The 19,924-nt window shown below is 28.9% G+C and carries 20 protein-coding genes; 18 read left to right on the top strand and 2 right to left on the bottom strand.

The genetic code is table 11. The features are described from left to right. The first annotated feature begins 3 nt into the window (after window positions 1-3). Genes M4I33_RS14140 through M4I33_RS14130 form a run of 3 tightly spaced genes read left to right on the top strand, consistent with a single transcriptional unit; the run spans window position 4 to window position 3,801 of the window. Complete coding sequence (locus tag M4I33_RS14140; RefSeq protein WP_257917420.1) at window positions 4-1,776, top strand: V-type ATP synthase subunit A; 1,773 nt, start codon at window positions 4-6, stop codon at window positions 1,774-1,776. Further along, window positions 1,777-3,156, top strand: a complete 1,380-nt coding sequence (locus tag M4I33_RS14135) for a V-type ATP synthase subunit B (protein WP_194189827.1) — start codon at window positions 1,777-1,779, stop codon at window positions 3,154-3,156. It abuts the gene before it with no gap. Between the two features lie 3 nt (window positions 3,157-3,159). Further along, entirely contained in the window at window positions 3,160-3,801 is a 642-nt protein-coding gene (locus M4I33_RS14130) for a V-type ATP synthase subunit D (RefSeq protein ID WP_194189828.1), read from the top strand. Between the two features lie 49 nt (window positions 3,802-3,850). Here the strand turns inward: M4I33_RS14130 and M4I33_RS14125 are convergent, their stop codons facing one another. After that, window positions 3,851-4,345 carry a DUF4829 domain-containing protein gene (locus M4I33_RS14125; protein WP_257917419.1) on the bottom strand — a complete coding sequence of 165 codons (495 nt, stop codon included), beginning with the start codon at window positions 4,343-4,345 and terminating at the stop codon, window positions 3,851-3,853. 431 nt (window positions 4,346-4,776) lie between these two features. Here M4I33_RS14125 and M4I33_RS14120 point away from each other — a divergent pair, with 431 nt between their 5' ends. The 4 genes from M4I33_RS14120 (at window position 4,777) to M4I33_RS14105 (ending at window position 8,618) form a co-directional block, all read left to right on the top strand. Then, the gene (locus M4I33_RS14120) at window positions 4,777-5,730 is read left to right on the top strand and encodes an MraY family glycosyltransferase (protein ID WP_257917418.1); all 954 of its coding nucleotides are present in this window, start codon (window positions 4,777-4,779) and stop codon (window positions 5,728-5,730) included. Between the two features lie 143 nt (window positions 5,731-5,873). Then, entirely contained in the window at window positions 5,874-6,518 is a 645-nt protein-coding gene (locus tag M4I33_RS14115) for a dUTP diphosphatase (protein WP_257917417.1), read from the top strand. A 154-nt stretch (window positions 6,519-6,672) separates the two neighbouring features. Next, window positions 6,673-8,232, top strand: a complete 1,560-nt coding sequence (locus tag M4I33_RS14110; protein WP_257917416.1) for a ClC family H(+)/Cl(-) exchange transporter — start codon at window positions 6,673-6,675, stop codon at window positions 8,230-8,232. Between the two features lie 23 nt (window positions 8,233-8,255). Then, the gene (locus M4I33_RS14105) at window positions 8,256-8,618 is read left to right on the top strand and encodes a YccF domain-containing protein (protein WP_257917415.1); all 363 of its coding nucleotides are present in this window, start codon (window positions 8,256-8,258) and stop codon (window positions 8,616-8,618) included. A gap of 11 nt (window positions 8,619-8,629) precedes the next feature. Here M4I33_RS14105 and M4I33_RS14100 read toward each other — a convergent pair whose 3' ends face one another. After that, entirely contained in the window at window positions 8,630-9,529 is a 900-nt protein-coding gene (locus M4I33_RS14100) for a potassium channel family protein (RefSeq protein ID WP_257917413.1), read from the bottom strand. A 107-nt stretch (window positions 9,530-9,636) separates the two neighbouring features. On the opposite strand from M4I33_RS14100, the gene M4I33_RS14095 reads away from it, so the two are divergent. The 11 genes from M4I33_RS14095 to M4I33_RS14045 all read left to right on the top strand — a co-directional run bounded on the left by M4I33_RS14095 (window position 9,637) and on the right by M4I33_RS14045 (window position 19,923). Continuing rightward, complete coding sequence (locus M4I33_RS14095; protein ID WP_257917412.1) at window positions 9,637-10,317, top strand: response regulator transcription factor; 681 nt, start codon at window positions 9,637-9,639, stop codon at window positions 10,315-10,317. Between the two features lie 72 nt (window positions 10,318-10,389). Then, entirely contained in the window at window positions 10,390-11,061 is a 672-nt protein-coding gene (locus M4I33_RS14090; protein ID WP_257917411.1) for an ABC transporter ATP-binding protein, read from the top strand. A 218-nt stretch (window positions 11,062-11,279) separates the two neighbouring features. Next, the gene (locus M4I33_RS14085; RefSeq protein ID WP_257917410.1) at window positions 11,280-12,071 is read left to right on the top strand and encodes a hypothetical protein; all 792 of its coding nucleotides are present in this window, start codon (window positions 11,280-11,282) and stop codon (window positions 12,069-12,071) included. Window positions 12,072-12,076: 5 nt separating this feature from the next. Continuing rightward, the gene (locus M4I33_RS14080; RefSeq protein WP_257917409.1) at window positions 12,077-12,964 is read left to right on the top strand and encodes a sensor histidine kinase KdpD; all 888 of its coding nucleotides are present in this window, start codon (window positions 12,077-12,079) and stop codon (window positions 12,962-12,964) included. A 93-nt stretch (window positions 12,965-13,057) separates the two neighbouring features. Further along, the gene (locus M4I33_RS14075) at window positions 13,058-13,237 is read left to right on the top strand and encodes a helix-turn-helix domain-containing protein (protein WP_257917408.1); all 180 of its coding nucleotides are present in this window, start codon (window positions 13,058-13,060) and stop codon (window positions 13,235-13,237) included. 203 nt (window positions 13,238-13,440) lie between these two features. After that, window positions 13,441-15,204 (top strand): DUF4153 domain-containing protein, encoded by a 1,764-nt coding sequence (locus M4I33_RS14070; RefSeq protein WP_257917407.1) that lies wholly within the window; start codon window positions 13,441-13,443, stop codon window positions 15,202-15,204. A 56-nt stretch (window positions 15,205-15,260) separates the two neighbouring features. Then, complete coding sequence (locus M4I33_RS14065; RefSeq protein WP_257917406.1) at window positions 15,261-15,749, top strand: DUF2975 domain-containing protein; 489 nt, start codon at window positions 15,261-15,263, stop codon at window positions 15,747-15,749. A gap of 9 nt (window positions 15,750-15,758) precedes the next feature. Next, window positions 15,759-15,968: a helix-turn-helix transcriptional regulator gene (locus M4I33_RS14060; protein WP_257917404.1), complete on the top strand. Its 210-nt coding sequence runs from the start codon at window positions 15,759-15,761 to the stop codon at window positions 15,966-15,968. 194 nt (window positions 15,969-16,162) lie between these two features. Beyond that, window positions 16,163-17,260, top strand: a complete 1,098-nt coding sequence (locus M4I33_RS14055; protein ID WP_257917403.1) for a BMP family protein — start codon at window positions 16,163-16,165, stop codon at window positions 17,258-17,260. 73 nt (window positions 17,261-17,333) lie between these two features. Next, on the top strand, window positions 17,334-18,866 hold the full coding sequence (locus M4I33_RS14050) for an ABC transporter ATP-binding protein (protein ID WP_257917402.1): 1,533 nt from the start codon (window positions 17,334-17,336) through the stop codon (window positions 18,864-18,866). Beyond that, window positions 18,859-19,923 (top strand): ABC transporter permease, encoded by a 1,065-nt coding sequence (locus M4I33_RS14045; protein ID WP_257917401.1) that lies wholly within the window; start codon window positions 18,859-18,861, stop codon window positions 19,921-19,923. Before M4I33_RS14050 ends, M4I33_RS14045 begins: the two co-directional genes overlap by 8 nt. Window position 19,924: the final 1 nt, after the last annotated feature.

The following is a 19,924-nucleotide window of genomic DNA, read 5'->3' as shown; positions in this document are numbered from 1 at the left end:
AAGTTGAAGACCGGAAGAATAATTAAAGTTTCAGGACCATTAGTTGTTGCTGAACAAATGGATGAAGCTAACATTTTTGACGTATGTAAAGTAGGAGAAAAAGGTCTTATCGGTGAAATCATTGAAATGAGAGACGATAAGGCATCTATTCAGGTATATGAAGAGACTTCAGGAATAGGACCTGGGGACCCAGTTGTAACAACAGGAGAACCTCTAAGTGTTGAACTTGGACCAGGACTAATCGAAGCCATGTTTGATGGAATACAAAGACCACTAGATGAGTTTATGAAAGCTGCTAAATCAGACTTCTTAACTAAAGGTGTTTCTGTTAAATCATTAAACAGAGAAAGAAAGTGGGATTTCGTTCCTACTTTAAAAATTGGAGATGAAGTAAACGAAGGAGATGTTTTTGGAACAGTTCAAGAAACTCCAGTAGTTCTTCACAAAATAATGGTACCAGTTGGAGTATCAGGTAAAATAAAAGAAATAAAATCAGGTGAATTCACTGTTGACGATGTTGTTTGTGTAATAGAAACAGCTAATGGAGATAGAGAACTTACTATGATGCAAAAGTGGCCTGTAAGAAAGGGAAGACCTTATGCAAATAAGTTAAACCCAGTTGCACCACTTACTACAGGACAAAGAGTTATAGATACATTCTTCCCAGTTGTTAAAGGTGGAGCAGCTGCAGTACCAGGACCTTTCGGTGCAGGTAAAACAGTAGTACAACACCAAGTAGCTAAATGGGGAGATGCTGAAATAGTTGTTTACGTTGGATGTGGAGAGCGTGGAAACGAAATGACAGACGTTTTAAACGAGTTCCCTGAATTAAAAGACCCTAAAACTGGGGAAAGCTTAATGAAGAGAACAGTTCTTATCGCAAACACTTCAAACATGCCAGTTGCAGCTAGAGAAGCATCAATATATACAGGTATCACTATCGCTGAGTACTTCAGAGATATGGGATATTCAGTAGCTATCATGGCTGACTCAACATCAAGATGGGCAGAGGCTCTAAGAGAAATGTCAGGAAGACTTGAAGAGATGCCAGGTGATGAAGGTTACCCAGCATACCTTGGATCAAGACTTGCTGATTACTATGAAAGAGCTGGTAAAGTTGTTTGTTTAGGAAATGACGGAAGAGAAGGAGCAGTTACAGCTATCGGTGCAGTATCACCTCCAGGAGGAGATATTTCAGAGCCAGTTACTCAATCTACTTTAAGAATAGTTAAAGTTTTCTGGGGACTAGATGCTCAACTTGCTTACCAAAGACACTTCCCATCAATTAACTGGTTAAACTCATATTCATTATATGGTGATAGAATCGGTAAATGGATGGATGAAGAAATTGCAAGCGACTGGTCAGAACTTAGAACTAGAGCTATGGCACTTCTTCAAGAAGAAGCAAACTTACAAGAAATCGTAAGACTTGTTGGTATAGATGCTCTTTCAGAAGGCGATAGATTAAAACTTGAAATCGCTAAATCAATAAGAGAAGATTACCTTCAACAAAACGCTTTCCATGAAGTTGATACTTATACTTCATTAAATAAGCAACATAAAATGTTAAGCCTTATCCTTAAATTCCAAACTGAAGCTGAAAGAGCTTTAGAAAACGGAGTTTACCTAGATAAAATCTTAGGTATGGATGAGATTAGAGATAAAATAGCAAGAGCTAAATATATCTCAGAAGAAAATATCCAAAACATTGATCAAATTAGCGTTGACCTAACTCATGCAATGGATAAATTAATCAGCGAGGGAGGGGCTTTCTAGATGCTTAAAGAATATAGAACAGTAACTGAAGTTGTTGGACCTTTAATGGCTGTTGATGGCGTTGAAGGAGTTAAATACGACGAGTTAGTTGAAATAGAATTACAAAATGGAGAAAAAAGAAGAGGTAAAGTTCTTGAAGTTAACGGTTCAAGAGCAATGGTACAGATCTTCGAAGGTTCTTCAGGAATTAACTTAAAAGGAACTAAAGCAAAATTCTTAGGAAGACCACTTGAAATTGGTGTTTCAGAAGATATGCTTGGAAGAGTCTTTGATGGTATGGGAAGACCAATAGACAATGGTCCTAAAATAATACCAGAAGAGAGAAGAGATATAAACGGTGAAGCTATAAACCCAATGGCTAGAGACTATCCATCAGAATTTATTCAAACTGGTATCTCAGCTATCGATGGACTTAACACTCTAGTAAGAGGACAAAAACTTCCTGTTTTCTCAGGATCAGGACTTCCACACGCTGAACTTGCAGCTCAAATTGCAAGACAAGCGAAAGTTTTAAATTCTGATTCAAAATTCGCTGTTGTATTTGCAGCTATAGGTATTACTTTCGAGGAAGCACAATTCTTCGTAGATGAGTTTAAAGCTACAGGGGCTATAGATAGATCAGTTCTATTTATGAACCTTGCATCAGACCCAGCTATCGAGAGAATAGCAACTCCAAGAATGGCACTTACAACTGCTGAGTACTTAGCATACGAAAAAGGAATGCACGTACTTGTTATAATGACAGATATCACAAACTACGCAGAAGCTCTAAGAGAAGTTTCAGCTGCTAGAAAAGAGGTTCCAGGAAGAAGAGGATACCCAGGATATCTATATACTGACCTTTCAACTTTATATGAAAGAGCTGGTAGATTAAAAGGAAAAGAGGGTTCAATCACTCAAATTCCAATACTTACAATGCCAGAAGATGATAAAACTCACCCAATCCCTGACTTAACAGGATATATAACTGAGGGACAAATAATTCTTTCAAGAGAATTATACAAAAAAGGTATAATGCCTCCAATAGATGTTTTACCATCACTTTCAAGACTTAAAGATAAAGGTATAGGAAAAGGAAAAACTAGAGAGGATCATGCTGATACTATGAACCAATTATTCTCAGCATATGCTCAAGGTAAGCAAGCAAAAGAATTATCAGCTATCTTAGGAGAGTCAGCTCTTTCAGAAACTGATAAAGCTTTCGCAAAGTTCGCTGAAGCTTTCGAAAACGAATATGTTTCTCAAGGTTTCACAGCTAACAGAACTATCGAAGAAACACTTAACCTTGGATGGAAGTTATTAAGACTTCTTCCTAGAACAGAGCTTAAGAGAATCAGAGATGAATACCTTGAAAAATATATGCCAAGAGAGGAAGAATAGTCTATGGCAAGATTAAATGTGAATCCTACAAGAATGGAGCTAAGTAAGCTGAAGAAAAGATTAGCTACAGCTACTAGAGGTCATAAACTTCTTAAGGATAAGCAAGACGAGTTAATGAGACAATTCATTAACTTAGTCAAATATAACAATGAGCTTAGAAAAGCCGTTGAAGATGAACTTCAAGGTTCTTTAAAAGACTTTGTTATGGCTAGAGCCGTTATGAGCTCTGAGTTTTTAGAAGAAGCTATAGCTTATCCTAAGGAAAGCATCGCAGTTGAAGTTGGAAATAAAAACATAATGAGTGTTAACGTGCCTGTTATGAACTTTAAAAGACAACTTGAAGGCGATGAAGGTAGCATATTCCCATACGGTTTTGCAAACACTTCATCAGAACTTGATGACGCTATTACAAAACTTTACGGTATAGTACCAAAGCTACTTGAATTAGCAGAGGTAGAAAAATCATGTCAGCTTATGGCAGATGAAATAGAAAAGACTAGAAGAAGAGTTAATGCTCTTGAATATATGACAATTCCTCAACTTCAAGAAACTATCAAGTATATCAGAATGAAACTTGATGAAAACGAAAGAAGTGCTTTAACTAGACTTATGAAAGTTAAGAGTATGATAGAGCAAAGAGGATAGTATTTAATAAATCCCTAGGAGAAAATATCCTAGGGATTTATTTTTTTTTTTACATAGTGCCTATATCAGAAATTTTCCATTCTCCATCTGAATTTCGAATCAGGTAATATAGTTTTTCTGTATCTCCACTATCTATAGGTTCTTTTTTCTCGTCAATATATTTTATATAGTAATCAACTTTGTAAATTATTAAGTCTTTATATTCTAAGTTATCTTTATCTTTGAAATTTTTTATATAGGAATCGTATAATCTTATATCTTCTTCTAAAGTGATTTTATTTAACGTAACATAGTTTAAATTAAATAATCTAAAGTTTGATTCCTGATTTCTTTCTGTAGGGGTTAGGAGACTACGTAAACCTTCTTCATCTTTTTTATTCATAAAATCCATATAGGATTCAATTACTTTTTTTGCTTCAAGATTATCAGTTATAACAGGCTTTTCTTTAGTAGGTTGATCATTTTTTATAATATCGGAACCGCATTGTGAAAATAAGATTGTTATTATAATTAACATACTGGGTAATATAAATTTTTTTTTCATTTTAAACCTCATTTCTTTTCATTAATTATATGTTAAAATTTTACATAAAGCAATATTATATAAATTTGCGATGGTTACTTTAGGAGAAATTAAATTAACTAAATGGGAGATTAAAAAGGAAACACCTACTCACTTTCGTACTTTAAAAGGAAACACCTATTCACGTTCGTTCTTAGGTGTAAGTTCAACTGACTAAATCGAAGATTTAGAGTTTCACTTAACTTCCACCAAACCAAATGGAAGATTTGTAATAAAGAAACCCGAGTCGCTAATGCTCCTTGGGTAAGTTCACCTGACCAAATTAGAAATTTGGAGGCTCACTTATTACAAAAGTATTAATTCATTTGTAAATGGTTAGTATTAATAGTATAATACTAGAGTAATATGTATTAAATATAAGTGTACTCAGATAGTTAGGAGATTAGATTGGTATGAATTATATTATTGAATTCATAGTAACATTTGGAATCGTGGCATCATTGACTCCGATACTTATGAAATGGTTTCATAAAATTGGGTTTACTGACAAGCCTACTAAAAGAAAGAAACATAAGAAAATTACACCACTTTGCGGTGGTTTAGGAATGTATATAGGTTTTTTTATTACTTTTTTTGTATTTGCAGAAGAGCCTCCAGAAAAAGCTTTTTGGATTTTTGTTGGTTCTACATTAATAGTAGCAATAGGGTTAGTTGATGATTACTTTAAGGCTATAGGAAAGGAGTTTCCTATATTCCCAAGGTTAGTTATTCAGGTTTTGGCGGCTATATTAGTTTACAAAGCTGGTATTTCGTTTACGGGATTTACAAACCCTTTCACTGGTGTTTATATAGAGCCTAACACATTTTTACAGTTTGTACTGACTGTAACTTGGATTTTCGGTGTTACAACGGTAATAAACTGGTCAGATGGAATGGATGGTTTAGCTGGGAGTATTTCAGTTATAGCAAGTGGAACATTTTTCATTGCAGCTATAATACTTATGCAAGTTGAATCAGCTAGTATGTCTATAATTTTAGCTGGTGCTATAGTTGGATTTTTAGTCTACAATAAATATCCTGCAAAGGTTTTTATGGGAGATTCTGGAGCGAACTTTGTTGGCTTTATTTTAAGTATAATAGCTTTAGATGGAGCATTTAAGCAAGCTACTGTACTTAGTATAATAATCCCAATACTTGCACTTGCAGTTCCTATTTTTGATAACTTGTTTGTTGTTTTTAAAAGGTTTAAAGCAGGGCAACCAGTATATCAAGCAGATAGAAGACAAATACATTTTAGGTTACAAAGAAAAGGGTTAAATCCTAATCAAATAGTTGGATTTATAACAATTATAAGTATAGTTTGTAGTATATTATCTATTTTACTACTATTTTATAATCATCAGTAATTTATAAGTATCTAGATTATTCTAGGTACTTTTTTAATGTAGAAATTTACCTGCTGTAAAGAATTTATCAATATAAAATAAATATTATTTTTATCTAGTTCATATAAAAGTTTTAGTATTAAATAAAAAAGGAGAGAGATTTTATGTATGAACAAAAAATAAGAGATGTATATATTGAATATGATGAAAATGCAATAGTACCAAAGTATGAAACGCCACTAGCAGCTGGTGCGGATCTTTTTGCAGCTAGTGATATGGTAATTAGGCCTTTTGAAAAGGTAGCCTTACCATTAAATATAAAATTTGCAATACCAGATAATTTAGAGATTCAAATAAGGGCAAGAAGTGGCTTATCACTTAAAACTAATTTAAAAATATCTAACTCTGTAGGAACGGTAGATTCAGATTCAGTAAGCAATATTTCAGTTTTACTTGAAAATAATTATAACATTTCTAATTTGCCTTATGAAATAGCAAGTAATCCAAGTTTAATTGATGACTTAGTTGAAAATTATAGAGAAGTTAAATTAAGTGATTATTTAAAAGAAAAAGGTACTGATGTTTCGGAACTTACTACAAAAGATAGAAGTATGCACAAGTTATTAGACGGTTATATTTATTTAGATAAAAATAATAATCCTTATGGTACTATCTATATTAAAAAGGGAAATAGAATAGCGCAGATGGTACTCGCTAAATATTATAGAGCAAACTTTATTAAAACTTGTGATGTTAAAAAGCATAAAAGTGTAGATAGAGGGGGAGACTTTGGGCATACAGGATTTTAAAAGAGGTTAATACCTCTTTTTTATTTTATTAATAACAAATTTAACATATATTAATGTATTTAAGCTACTTTTTTACTAAATTTTAAGGCTATGTTAATAGTGTAGTCTTTAGAGGATTATATAATTAAGATAAAGTTTTAAAAGGAGGTGCTATATGGAAAGTAGAGTTTCTGATTACGTAGATATTATAAAGAAGATTAGATTAAGAACTGTAATTCAAAGTGTTCTTATAGGTGCAATTACTGGACTTGTTGTTTCTTTATATAGGGTAGCTATAATTAATATAAGTAAGTTTACCTTTTTTGCATATAAAATTATGAAAAATGATTACTTTTATATGGGGCTTGGTATAATTGTTTTTTTATTTTTAGGATATATTTTAGGAAGATTACTTAAAAAAGAACCTATGATAAGTGGGAGTGGGATTCCACAAATTGAAGGGCTTGTAAAGGGATATTTAGTTATAAAAAAACCAATAAGAGTTTTTTTCTATAAGTTTATAGGTGGGATAATTGCGATAGGTCCAGGATTATCACTTGGAATTGAAGGACCTTCAATTCAATTAGGAGCTACAGTAGCTGAGATATATGGAAAAATAACTAAAAGAATTAAATTAGAATCTAGATTGTTAATATCAGCAGGGGCAGGTGCTGGACTTGCAGCAGCTTTTAATGCACCTTTTGCAGGAGTTATGTTTGTACTTGAAGAAGTTCATAAAAGTTTTTCACCAGTATTATTTTTATCTGCGATAGGGGCGTCTGTAACATCTGACTTAGTCACTTGGATTTTCTTTGGAAGTAATCATATTTTAACGGTAGATTCTTTATTAGTAATGCCAGCTAAATATTATATTTTGGTAGTTATTTTAGGACTTGTAACAGGGATAGGCGGAGTTATATATAATAATGTATTAATTAAAACTATAAATTTATATAGGAAAATTAAATTACCTGTTACTAAAAAGATGATGATACCATTTATAATTACCTTTTTCTTTGGACTATATTTACCACAAGTATTAGGTGGTGGAGAGCTTGTAATAAATAGTATACTTACAAAGGATATTGTGTTAAAATTAGCCATAATACTTTTAATTGGCAAATTTATTTTGTCTATGGCAAGTTTTGCATCGGGAACTCCTGGAGGAATATTATTTCCTTTATTAACACTTGGAGCGCTTCTTGGAGGTATAGTTGGACAAGTTTCACTTAGCCTTTTTGATATCGATAAAAGTTTTCTAATTAATTTTATGTTACTCGCTATGGCAGGAATGTTTTCATCTATAGTTCGTGCACCTATAACTGGTCTTATTTTAGTTTGTGAGATGAGTGGTAGTTTTGTAGCACTTGGGCCTTTAGCGGTTGTCGTTGGAGTAGCCTATTTAACAGCTGAATCGTTAAATTGTGAGCCGGTTTATGATACGTTACTTAGATTTAGGTTAGCTACAAATAAAGATAAAACTTTAGATAGTGAGATGGGGAATATAATGGTAAGTTATACTGTTGATTTAGGTTCACCTATTGTTGGAGTTAGGATTAAGAATATAGATTTAGTTAGAGAATCTAGAATTATTACTATTGAAACAGAAGGTAAAGAGGTAATTCCAAATGGAAATACAGAGATTAAAGCTGGAGATAAAATCACTGCAATAGTTGATGGTAGATACGAGGAAAGATTAAGGAATAAACTAGAAGAACTATGTAAAACAAGCTAATTTATTTTTAGAGAGGAAATTTTATGAGTTGTCTTGGAAATTTAATTTGGATGATTTTTGGAGGAATAGTTAATGCTTTAGGCTGGTTATTTTTTGGTGTGCTTTGGTGCATAACTATAATAGGAATTCCTATAGGATTACAATGTTTTAAAATGGCAAAATTACAACTTGCACCTTTTGGAAAAGATGTAGTTACAACAGACGATGGAGGAGTAAGCTTAATTATGAATATATTATGGCTTATCTTCGGTGGGCTTTTTATGTGTTTAGCAAACTTAATTAGTGCAGTACTTTTATGCATTACAATAATTGGGATACCTTTTGCTATGCAAAGTGTAAAAATTGCAAAATTATCTTTAATGCCATTTGGTAAAGACGTTATTTAAAAAAGTGAAGCTTAACTAGCTTCACTTTTTTCATTTTCAGAAATATCAGCAGACAAAATTTTACTTAAGAAAATAGTTAAGCACATAACGCTAGTTAATGAGATTATAATTGCTAAGGTCTTAGCTAAAATAGTAGTTGGAATTATATCTCCATAACCTATAGTAGTAAAAGTTATTAAAGTATAATAAAATAAATCAAAATTACCAGAGGAGTTTAAATATACATTATTTCCTAAACTATTAACAAAGCATACTGCTAAAAATAAGTTTAGTATAAGCATAATTAATATTAAAATTGCAGCAGATACAACTCTAGATATGCTAGTTGAATCTTCATTTACTGATTTAATTACGCTTGGACTTATCATAAGTTTCAAAAGAACTCTTAAATTTAATATATAACATATAGTAAGGCTTATAAGACCAAATACTGCACTTTTACTAAAATGCTCTGGGAAAATTAAAAGTATAGCTAAGAATGTTATTATAATAAAATAGCTTAAAAGAAAATCTACTTTTAAATTTTTATCTTCAACCTTATGTATGAATCTTTGAATTCTACTAGTTACTAAAAGTACATAGCCTATAGCATAGTGAATAACAAGAAATATAATAATTGTTATTAACACCTTTATAGCTATAACTAAAATAGGTGATAAAAGCAAATTAACATATCTACTTACAATTGCGAAAGCAAAAGCTAGTCCAAATATATCTGATAAAATTACAATTCCACCATTTAAAAGCTTATTTAATATAGATTTTGCCTTAAACATTTCTTTATAAGTGATATTTATATCCTTTATAGTTTTAGTGAAGGTTTTTCTTATTATTCTATTGTTATTTATACTTCTAAAAATTAATATTGTCACTAAAAAAATCGTTGTTAAAATTATTATTATATTACCCATAATTACCTCTTCTTTAAGTTTATATATTTATTATAACAAGTAAATATTTCTTAGGAAATATTTTTTAATACACACCTTTTTGTTATAATTTACAAAGAGGTGATTAAATGGAAAGAAATACAGTTTTAGTAATAGAAGATGATAATGATATAAACAATATTATATCTGAATCATTAAAAGATGATGGGTATGATGTATTTTCAGCATTTTCAGGAACGGAAGCGATTATTTATATAGATAATAAAAAAGTGGATTTAATAATTTTAGATTTGATGCTCCCAGGTAAGAGTGGTGAAGAGGTTTTAGATGAAGTAAGGAAATCTAAAGATATACCGATTATAATTTTATCTGCAAAAGAAGAGCTTGGAATAAAGGGGAAATTATTAAGAGCTGGTGCTGACGACTTTTTAAGTAAACCTTTTGATATAGATGAACTTTTAGCAAGGGTTATGGTAAGTCTTAGAAGATATGATAAAAAACAATTAACTTCAGAGTTGTCTTATAAAGAAATTAATGTAGATGAAGAATCTATGGTAGTAAAGGTAAATGAAAAAGAAGTTAAATTAACTCAAACTGAATATCAAATATTAAATCTTTTAATTAAAAATCCAAATAAAGTTTTTTCAAAGGATAATTTATGTACTAGCGTTTGGAAAGAGGATTTTATAGATGATAATACGATAACTGTGCATATAAGTAATTTAAGAAATAAATTGAAAAAATCAGGTGCAAAAGAAAATTACATTAAAACAATTTGGGCTATAGGATATAAATTAAATGCAGATTAATACTTTCTTAAGACTTACTTTGTGTTTTTTTAGAAATAAAAACTTAGTATAGAGAAAAAGGAGGTATTAGTTATGAGTGCAGTGATGGTAAAAATAACAAATTTAAATAAAGAACTAAATAAAATTTCTTTATTAAATGAAGTTAATATGGAAATTAAAAAGGGAAGTATCTATGGATTGATTGGTAGAAATGGTGCAGGGAAAACAACTTTAATGAGAGTTATTTCTGGTTTATCAAAATCTGATTCAGGTGATATTTCTATAAATAATAATGAAAAAGTTAGTATTGGAACATTGATAGAAAGGCCAGCATTTTTTGAAGATTTAGATATTTATAAGAATTTAGAGTATCAAAGGGTTTTTAGAGGTATTCCTGGTAAGTCTTCTATAGATGAAAAATTAAAATTAGTCGGGCTAGAAAATATCAGGGGGAAGGCTATAAAAGACTACTCATTAGGGATGAAACAAAAGTTAGGAATTGCAATAGCTTTACTTGGAGAACCAGAATTTTTGGTTTTAGATGAGCCTATAAACGGGTTAGATCCGGTAGGGATAATTACAGTACGAAATCTTTTAAAGAAATTAAATAAAGAAGAAGGTATAACTATATTAGTATCTAGCCACATATTAAGTGAATTAAACAGGCTATGTGATACATTTGGAATAATTAAAGATGGAAAAATAGTTAGTGAATTATCTTTTAATGAGTTAAAGAATAATTCAAGGTTAGCTTTAGAAATATAAGTAAACGATACTGAAAAATCTTCGTTTATACTTGAGAATAGTCTAAAAATAAATGACTATAAAGTTTTAAATAATAATTTAATTAGGGTATATGAAAAAATAGATGAGCCTTCAGTAATTGCAAAGGCATTAATAAAAGAAGATATAGATATAAATAGATTAAATACTTTAACAGAGCCATTAGAAGAATATGTAACTAGTCTTATGGAGGATAAAGCATGATTAATATTATTAAAGCAGATTTATTTAGAATACTTAATCTAAAGGTTTATAAAAAAACTCTAATAGCATCTTTAGTAGTTTTGATAATTACAGTAGTATTTATTAATTTTAAAGTTGGGTCTATTAGTTTGTTATCTTTTTTTGATTCTAGTTACGTAAAAAGAGAGTTCTTAATTAGTTATATATATGAAGGAGGATTTAATGCAGCTTTAAAGAGTTCTTTTAGCACTATATTTTTTATGATTATAATTAGCGTAATTTTAACATCAAGCGTAATATGGGATAAGTTAAAAAGCGGTATATATAAAACTACAGTTCCTTATGGATATAAAAGATATAAAATTTATATAGGAAATTTAATTGCAATAATGATTTCAATGTCATTTATTTTAATATCAGTTTTTTTAGTATCTTTTATAATTACAAAGATTTTATATTTTGATGAAATAATAATAACTTCAAAAGGGATTACATTAATTATAGTAAGTTTATGTACTTATTTAATAGGTGTTTTTAGTATTATTAGCTTATATTCTTTAATTACACTTATATGCAAAAGCACGTGGTTTACTATTTGTATTTTTATTATATTTACATTTATAACAACGGTTTTAGGAAGTATAATTCCAATTAATATTCAAAATTTTATGATAGTACCACTTTTAAGACTGGTAGCTTCTGAAAACTCTTTTGAATTTTTCTATATAGGAATAAAAAATGGGTTAATTCTAGGATTAGTTTTTATAACTTTAGGTGTATTTATATTTAATAAGGAAGAAATAAGGTGAAAATTATGGAAGGTATTATAGTGTTATTGATATGTATAATTTTAATCTTATTAATATATATTTTCCTATTTAAAAGAGAAATTCTAAGAATATCTAAACAACTTAGTAAAATAAATAATTTAGAAAAAGGAAAAAAAGTAAATGTTGTATTTATAAATAAAGAAGTTGAAATACTAGGAGAAAGTATAAATGATAGTATAGATACTTTAAATAAGTTAAGAGAAGAAGAAAAAATTAGAAATGAAGAGTTAAAAGAAATGATAGAAAATATATCACACGATTTAAGAACGCCTTTAACATCTATACTAGGTTATGTACAAATAATAAAAAAGAATCAAGTACTGGATTTAGAGCATTTAAATAAAGTAGAAGAAAAAGCAAAAGAGCTAAAAGAAATGTTATCTCAATTTTTTATGTTATCTATAATTAATAATGTTAATTATAAAATGGATTTAAAAGAAGGATATATTAAAGAAATTTTATTTAATGAAGTGATAAGCTATTACGATCAATTTAAAAGTATAGGCATTGAACCTAAAATAAATTTAAAACTAAAAAATAAAACTATTTTAGGTGATGAAAACAGTTTAAAAAGAGTGATTTCAAATTTAATAAATAATTCCATAAAACACGGAAAAAAAGAGTTAGAGATAAACTTATATGAAGAGGATAACTATATAATTTTAAATGTAATAAATGATTTAAAAGAAGATGTAGAAGTAGATAAAATATTTGATAGATTTTACAAAGGAAAAGATAAATCTAGAAGTGGGAAAAACACAGGACTTGGACTTCCAATTGCTAAAGGGTTAATAAAGAAGATGAATGGTGATATAAACGCATATAAAGAAGAAAATAGGTTAAGAATTGAGATAGTATGGACAAAGGTTTAAATAATATTAATTTCTAATTAATATTATTTATTGTTAAAAATTCTTAATAAGGATATAATAAATTTATAGAATTTATTTTAAGGAGTGTTTAAAATGGATATAAACGAAAAAGTATTAGAAGTATTAAATAATTCAGAAGAACCTTTAAAGGGAGCAGAGATAGCAGAAAAAGCTGGAATTGATAAAAAAGAAGTTGATAGAGCTATCAAAGAATTAAAAAAAGAAGATAAAGTAATTTCTCCTAAGAGATGTTTTTATTCAGTAAACAAATAAATGAAAATAAATAGAGGTAGGCGTATTTTTATGCTTACCTCTATTTTTTTTGATTAAAAATATAAGATTAACTTAAAGATATCACAAAATAAAATCAATTCAATTATTACAAATAAATAAAAATTTATTGTTTATCAATAAATTTTTATTGTGAAAAGTGAAAGTGAGAGTTATAATCTTCTTAAAGGACAGGGGGAGATTGTATGAAAAAATATCTATTTATTTTAAAAACACTTAATGATTCATTTTTAGTATTAGAAAACAATAAAATGAAATGCTTTGAAGGAGAGGAGATTCCTCTTAATGATTTAGATTTATTTTTAGAGGGAAAAGTTAACTATAGCAAACTTGATATTGTAGATACAGAAAAGTTTTTTTACTTAGAAGAGGAATACAATATAGTGATTTTAAATATCTTATCTTTAAATGATGAGATTAAAGATAAAGATATTCAAAACGTATCAAAAATAGAAGATTTTAAGTTAGGTTATAGGGATTTTGAAATAGTAAAAGAACTTTGTAAAAGAGAATACAACTATAACCTAAAACTTGGATTTAAGGAAAATGAAAGAGAAGTAACTTTAACAAAAACTGTAGGGATAAGTTCTATTATACTTGGACTAATCTTAACTTTTTTCGTCTTTAATTCTGAAGGGTTTATATTTAGAGGGATTTGGATATTTATTGTAGCATTAATTGTAACAACATTAGGTATAGTTACATCTTTTAGAGGAGGTAAAATAAATTATAAATTTATATATTTTTCTTTTTTAGGGGTTATGCTAAGTTTAACTTATAGTATATTTACAAATCCAATTTTTATTATTTTAAATTTGATTTTTGTTACAATTTCAATAATGATAGGCCTTTATTTTCTAAATTTTGATTCTGAATTTAATAGGGAAAATATACTTAATGATAGTATAAAAAGAACTATACTTAATCTTTTGTGCTGTAATAATATTAATCTAATAACAGCATCTTTAGGCGGATTTAAATTAAAAAGAAAGAATAAAAATTTAAATAGTATATTAAAAGGACTTATAATTTCTATTCCTCTTTTAATAGTTTTAGTAATTTTACTTTCAGCATCAGATTCTAACTTTGAATTTATAATAAGTAAAGGAATCGGAGAAATTTTTAATATTTTCTATTTAGAGAATTTTAAAATTGTTTTCTTTAAGTTAATCTTCTTTAGCGTAGCCTTTATATTTATTTATAACTTTTATATTGGATTTAATATTAAATTTGAAAAGAGAAAGTTATATAAAGTTAAAAAGTTAGACGATATTTTAGTTGCAACTATTTTATCAGTAATAAATATCTTATATTTAGCATTTTTAATAACAGTTTTTTTAAGTGTTTTCTCAAAAAGTAATATATCTTTAAATAGCGCTTATGATTATTCAAGTTATGCAAGAAATGGATTTTTTCAATTAGTTATAGTTCTTTTAATAAATATATTTTTAGTTATATATTTTAAAAGTAGAACTTTAGAAAAAGATAAAATAAAAATATTAAATAGTATTACAACAGCTATGAGTATAGTTATGGCATTTATATCTATTTATAAAATGAGTCTTTATGTAAGTGAGTTTGGACTTACAAGATTAAGGTTTTTAACAACAGCCTTTACTATTTTTATAGTTATATCTTTAGTATTTATCTTTATATCCTTATTTAAAAAAATTAATATCTTTAAAATTATAATCATTATTGGATCTATAATCTATCTTATTTTAAATTATATAAATATGGATAAAATAATTGCTGGCTATAATTTGAATTCAAAAGGGAAAAATATAGATATAACATATATAACTACTCTTTCTGGTGATGCTTATGAAGAAGTTTTAAAAGCTTTTAAAGAGAATAAAATAGAAAGAGAAGAATTTGATTATTATTTAAGTCAAAAAACTATTTCGAATAAATGGTACGATTATAATTATTATAATTCAAAAATGTAAAATTCAAGTTTATGTGGTACTATAATATATATAATTATAGTTTTTGGAGGAAAATAATGAAGTACTACGGAAAGAATTCACTATCAAGCGTTATTAATGTAATTCTTAGTATAGTATTAATACTTGGAGTTGTATTGTCAGGATATATATTATTTTTTGAATTACCTAAGGTTAATATTTCAGGTTTTCATAAGTATATAACAATAGCACTTTTAATAATTGGAATAATAGCAACATTTGCATTTATAATTGAACTTAAAAGGATAATTAAAACATTAGTTTTAGAAAACCCTTTTACAGTTTCAAATGTTAAGTCTTTAAGAAGACTTATGTTTTCCTGTTTTACTATTGCTTTTTGTTATATAGTTAACTTTGTCTTAAATTTAGGTAAAGATACATTTAGCATAATAAATATAGACCAAGCGGGAATACACACAGATGCAGAGATCTTTATCTTCTTACTTGCAGGTTGTTTTATAGGAATACTTTCAAAAGTTTTTGAGCAGGCTGTAAAATATAAAGAAGATAATGATTTAACGATATAGGTGATAAGTATGGCTATAATAATTAATTTAGATGTAATGATGGCAAAAAGAAAGATATCTTTAGGAGAGTTATCCCAAAGGATAGGGATAACAAATGCAAATTTATCAATACTTAAAAACAATAAAGCTAAAGCTATAAGATTTAAAACTCTTGAAGCTATTTGTAAAGAACTAGATTGTCAACCTGGAGACATAATTGAATATAAAGAAGATGAATAGTTTAAAGGGCCTTATTTTAAGGCTCTTTTTTTTATAGATGTAAATAAAGAAGTTAATTAAATAAAATTTACATTAAGAAAATAGAGTAATTAATGTAAAAATATGTTGTTAGAAGCAAATATAGGATGTATAATTTAAGTGTAAACAATGTTAACTTAAGGTTAATAAAATATGTATTAAAGGGGAGTAGTGTTATGAAAAAAAGACTGATTGCAATGGCAGTTACACTGTTAATGACAACAGGGGTACTAGCAGGATGCGGTGGAGATTCAGGTACTGGAGATACTAAATCAGTGGATCTAAATGTTGGTATGATTACAGATATTGGAACTATTGATGATAAGTCCTTTAACCAAGGTACTTGGGAAGGAATTATTAAAGCTAAAAATGAACTTGGAATTAAAGAAAAGTATTTACAACCAGGTGGACAAACTAAGGCAGACTACTTAACAGAAATAAAGAATATTTATGATGCAGGGTTTAAATTTATAGTAACTCCTGGATATAAGTTTGAAACAGCAATATATGAAGCACAAGATAAATATAAAGATGCAAAATTTGTAATTATAGACGGAGCGCCAAACGACGGAGATGAAAAGAAACCTACAACTAAGGTAGGAGAAAATACTGTTTCTATCTTCTACGCAGAAGAACAATCAGGATTTTTAGCAGGGGTTGCAACAGCACTTCAGCTAAAAGAAGGTGACCTTGGATTTATAGGAGGGCTTAAAATCCCGCCAGTTCAAAAGTTTAACTGGGGATTCCAACAAGGTGTAAATTATGCAAATAAGAATTTAGGAACTAAGGTAACTCTTAAAAAAGAAAATGTTAAATACACAATGTCTTTTGATGATGTAGCATTAGGTCAACAAACAGCAGCTACTATGTATGATAGAGGTGTTAAAGCTATCTTTGCTTGTGCAGGTAAAGTTGGAGTTGGAGTTATTACTGAAGCTAAAACTAGAGCAAGTAAAGGGGAAGAAGCATTTGTAGTTGGAGTTGACGTTGATCAATTTGACGAAGGAAAATATGAAGGCGATAAATCAGTTGTTTTAACATCTGCTACTAAAAAGATTGGTAAATCAGCATTTGATATGATTAAAGATGAATTAGACGGAAAGTTCCAAGGCGGAAAAACTTTAAGATATGATATAAATAATGATGGAGTAGGTATTCCAGAAACTAATCCAAACCTTTCAGAAGAAACAGTTAAAAAGGTAAATGAAATAAAAGAAAAAATGAAATCTGGAGAAATCAAAGTTTCAGCAGAACAAGGTGATTTAATACCTTAATTTAAATAAGGGGATTCTCAAAATAAAATTATGAGGTCCCCTTTTTCATAATAAAAAGCTAGGAGGATAAACTATGGAATATGTAGTTGAAATGCTAAATATCCGTAAAGAATTTTCAGGGTTAGTTGCAAATGACAACATAACACTTACTCTAAAAAAAGGTGAGGTTCATGCTTTGCTTGGTGAAAATGGAGCTGGTAAATCTACTTTGATGAGTATTTTATTTGGAATGTATAAGCCTGATTCTGGGAAAATAAAAATAAATGGAAAAGAAGTAAAGATAAATAGTCCAAATAAAGCAAATGAGTATGGAATAGGGATGGTTCATCAACACTTCAAATTAGTTGATACCTTTACTGTTACAGAAAATATAATTTTAGGATGTGAACCTAAAAGGTTTAAGATATTTTTAGATAAAGAAAAAGCAGCTAAAAGAATCGAAGAGATTTCTAAAAAGTATAATTTAAATATCGATCCAAATTCAAAAATTGAGGACATATCAGTAGGTATGCAGCAAAGAGTTGAGATATTAAAAATGTTATATAGAGAAGCAAATGTTTTAATATTAGACGAGCCTACTGCAGTTTTAACGCCTCAAGAGATACATGAACTTATGAATATTATAAGAGATTTAATAAATGAAGGTAAATCTGTAATTATTATTACTCATAAATTAAAAGAAATCAAAGAAATAGCAGATAGATGTACTGTTATTAGAAAAGGGAAATATATAGGAACTGTAGATGTAGCGGATACTAGTGAAGAAAAAATGGCCAAGATGATGGTAGGTAGAGAAGTAACCTTTAAAGTTAAAAAAGGTGAGGCAAAATTAAGAGAAGTAGTTTTAAAAACTGAAAATCTATCTGTTAAAAATAATAGAAAAGTATTAGGACTTAAGGACTTTTCAATTTCTATAAGAGGCGGAGAGATACTAGGACTCTCAGGAGTTGAGGGGAATGGACAAGCTGAATTAGTTCAAGCTATAACTGGAATAAGTAAAGTTTTTAGTGGGAAAATCGAATTTTTAGGAAGTGACATAGAAAAGCTCTCTATTAGAGATAGGATTGATAAAGGAATTTCATATATTCCAGAAGATAGGCATAAGAGAGGTCTAGTATTAGATTATAACTTAGAAAATAATATAGTGCTTAAAGCATATAAAAATAAACCCTTTTCAAATAAAGGGATAATAAATAAAAAAGAAATAAAAAAGTATGCAAAAGAAATAATAAAAGCTTTTGATGTAAGATCATCTGAAGAAGAAGAAACTATCGTAAGAGAAATGTCTGGTGGAAATCAGCAAAAAGCAATAGTAGGAAGAGAAATTGAGATGAAGCCTGAGCTTTTAATAGCAGTTCAACCTACTAGAGGGTTAGATGTTGGTTCTATTGAATATATTCATAAAAGATTAGTAGAAGAGAGAGATAAAGGAAAGGCAGTCCTTTTAGTTTCTTTAGAACTAGATGAGATACTTAATTTATCAGATAGAATTGCTGTTATAAATAACGGAGAGCTTGTAGGAATAGTAGATTCAAAAGATACAGATGAAAATGAAATAGGTCTTATGATGGCTGGAATTAAAAAGGAGGAAGGTAGAGATGGGTAAAAGGCAGTTAGTTTTATCTTTACTTGCAGTAGTATTAGGTTTAATTGCAGGTGGAATTCTTATGGCACTAATAGGAAAGAACCCTATAGAAGGATACTCCTTTTTAATTAAGGGTGGAATGATGAATATAGAGAGGATAGGAAATACCCTATCTACTGCAACACCTTTAATTTTAACTGGTCTTTCAGTAGCATTTGCTTTTAAAACTGGACTTTTTAATATTGGTGCGCCAGGTCAGATGTTATTTGGGGGATTTGTTTCTTTAGCCTTAGGGTTATCATTAGATTTACCAAAAGGAATTATGATTTTAGTTATGATAATTGGGTCTATGTTAGCTGGGGCATTTTTTGCTTTAATACCAGGAATACTTAAAGCTAAGTTTAATGTTCATGAAGTAGTTTCTACTATAATGATGAACTGGATATCATATTGGATAGTATTTTATGCTGTTCCAGAATACTTTAAAGGTAGTGTGGAAACTGAATCAGCAGCCCTTGGAGAGAATTCAACTCTTTATTTAAAGGGTCTATCAGATCTTTTTGATGGTTCTTTTATAAACCTTGGGATAATAATAGCTGTAGTATCAGTTATAGCTATAGCATTTATATTAAATAAAACTGTTTTAGGATACGAGTTAAAAGCAGTAGGTTTTAATAGACATGCCGCTGAGTATGCTGGTATGCCAGTTAATAGAAATATTATTTTATCTATGCTGATTGCAGGAGGGCTTGCTGGTCTTGCAGGACTTACTCAATATGCTGGAAATACTGTTTCTATGCAAATAGGGGTTATGCCAAGCCAAGGATTTGATGGTATAGCAGTAGCACTTTTAGCTGGAAATACACCAATTGGAGTGCTGTTTTCTGCAATATTCTTTGGATTATTATATACAGGAAGAGGATTTATGAGTGCTATGGTAGATATACCTCCAGAAATTGCAGGAACTATAATAGCTATAATTATCTACTTTGCAGCTACAAGTGTCTTAATAGGTAGAGTGATGGACAACATAAAAAGAAAGAGAAAAAAATCTAATCTATCAAAGGAGGAATCTTAAA

The organism is Clostridium sp. LY3-2 (assembly GCF_024705715.1).
Classification (GTDB): domain Bacteria; phylum Bacillota; class Clostridia; order Clostridiales; family Clostridiaceae; genus Clostridium.
This window is presented reverse-complemented; position numbering and strand designations above follow the sequence as displayed.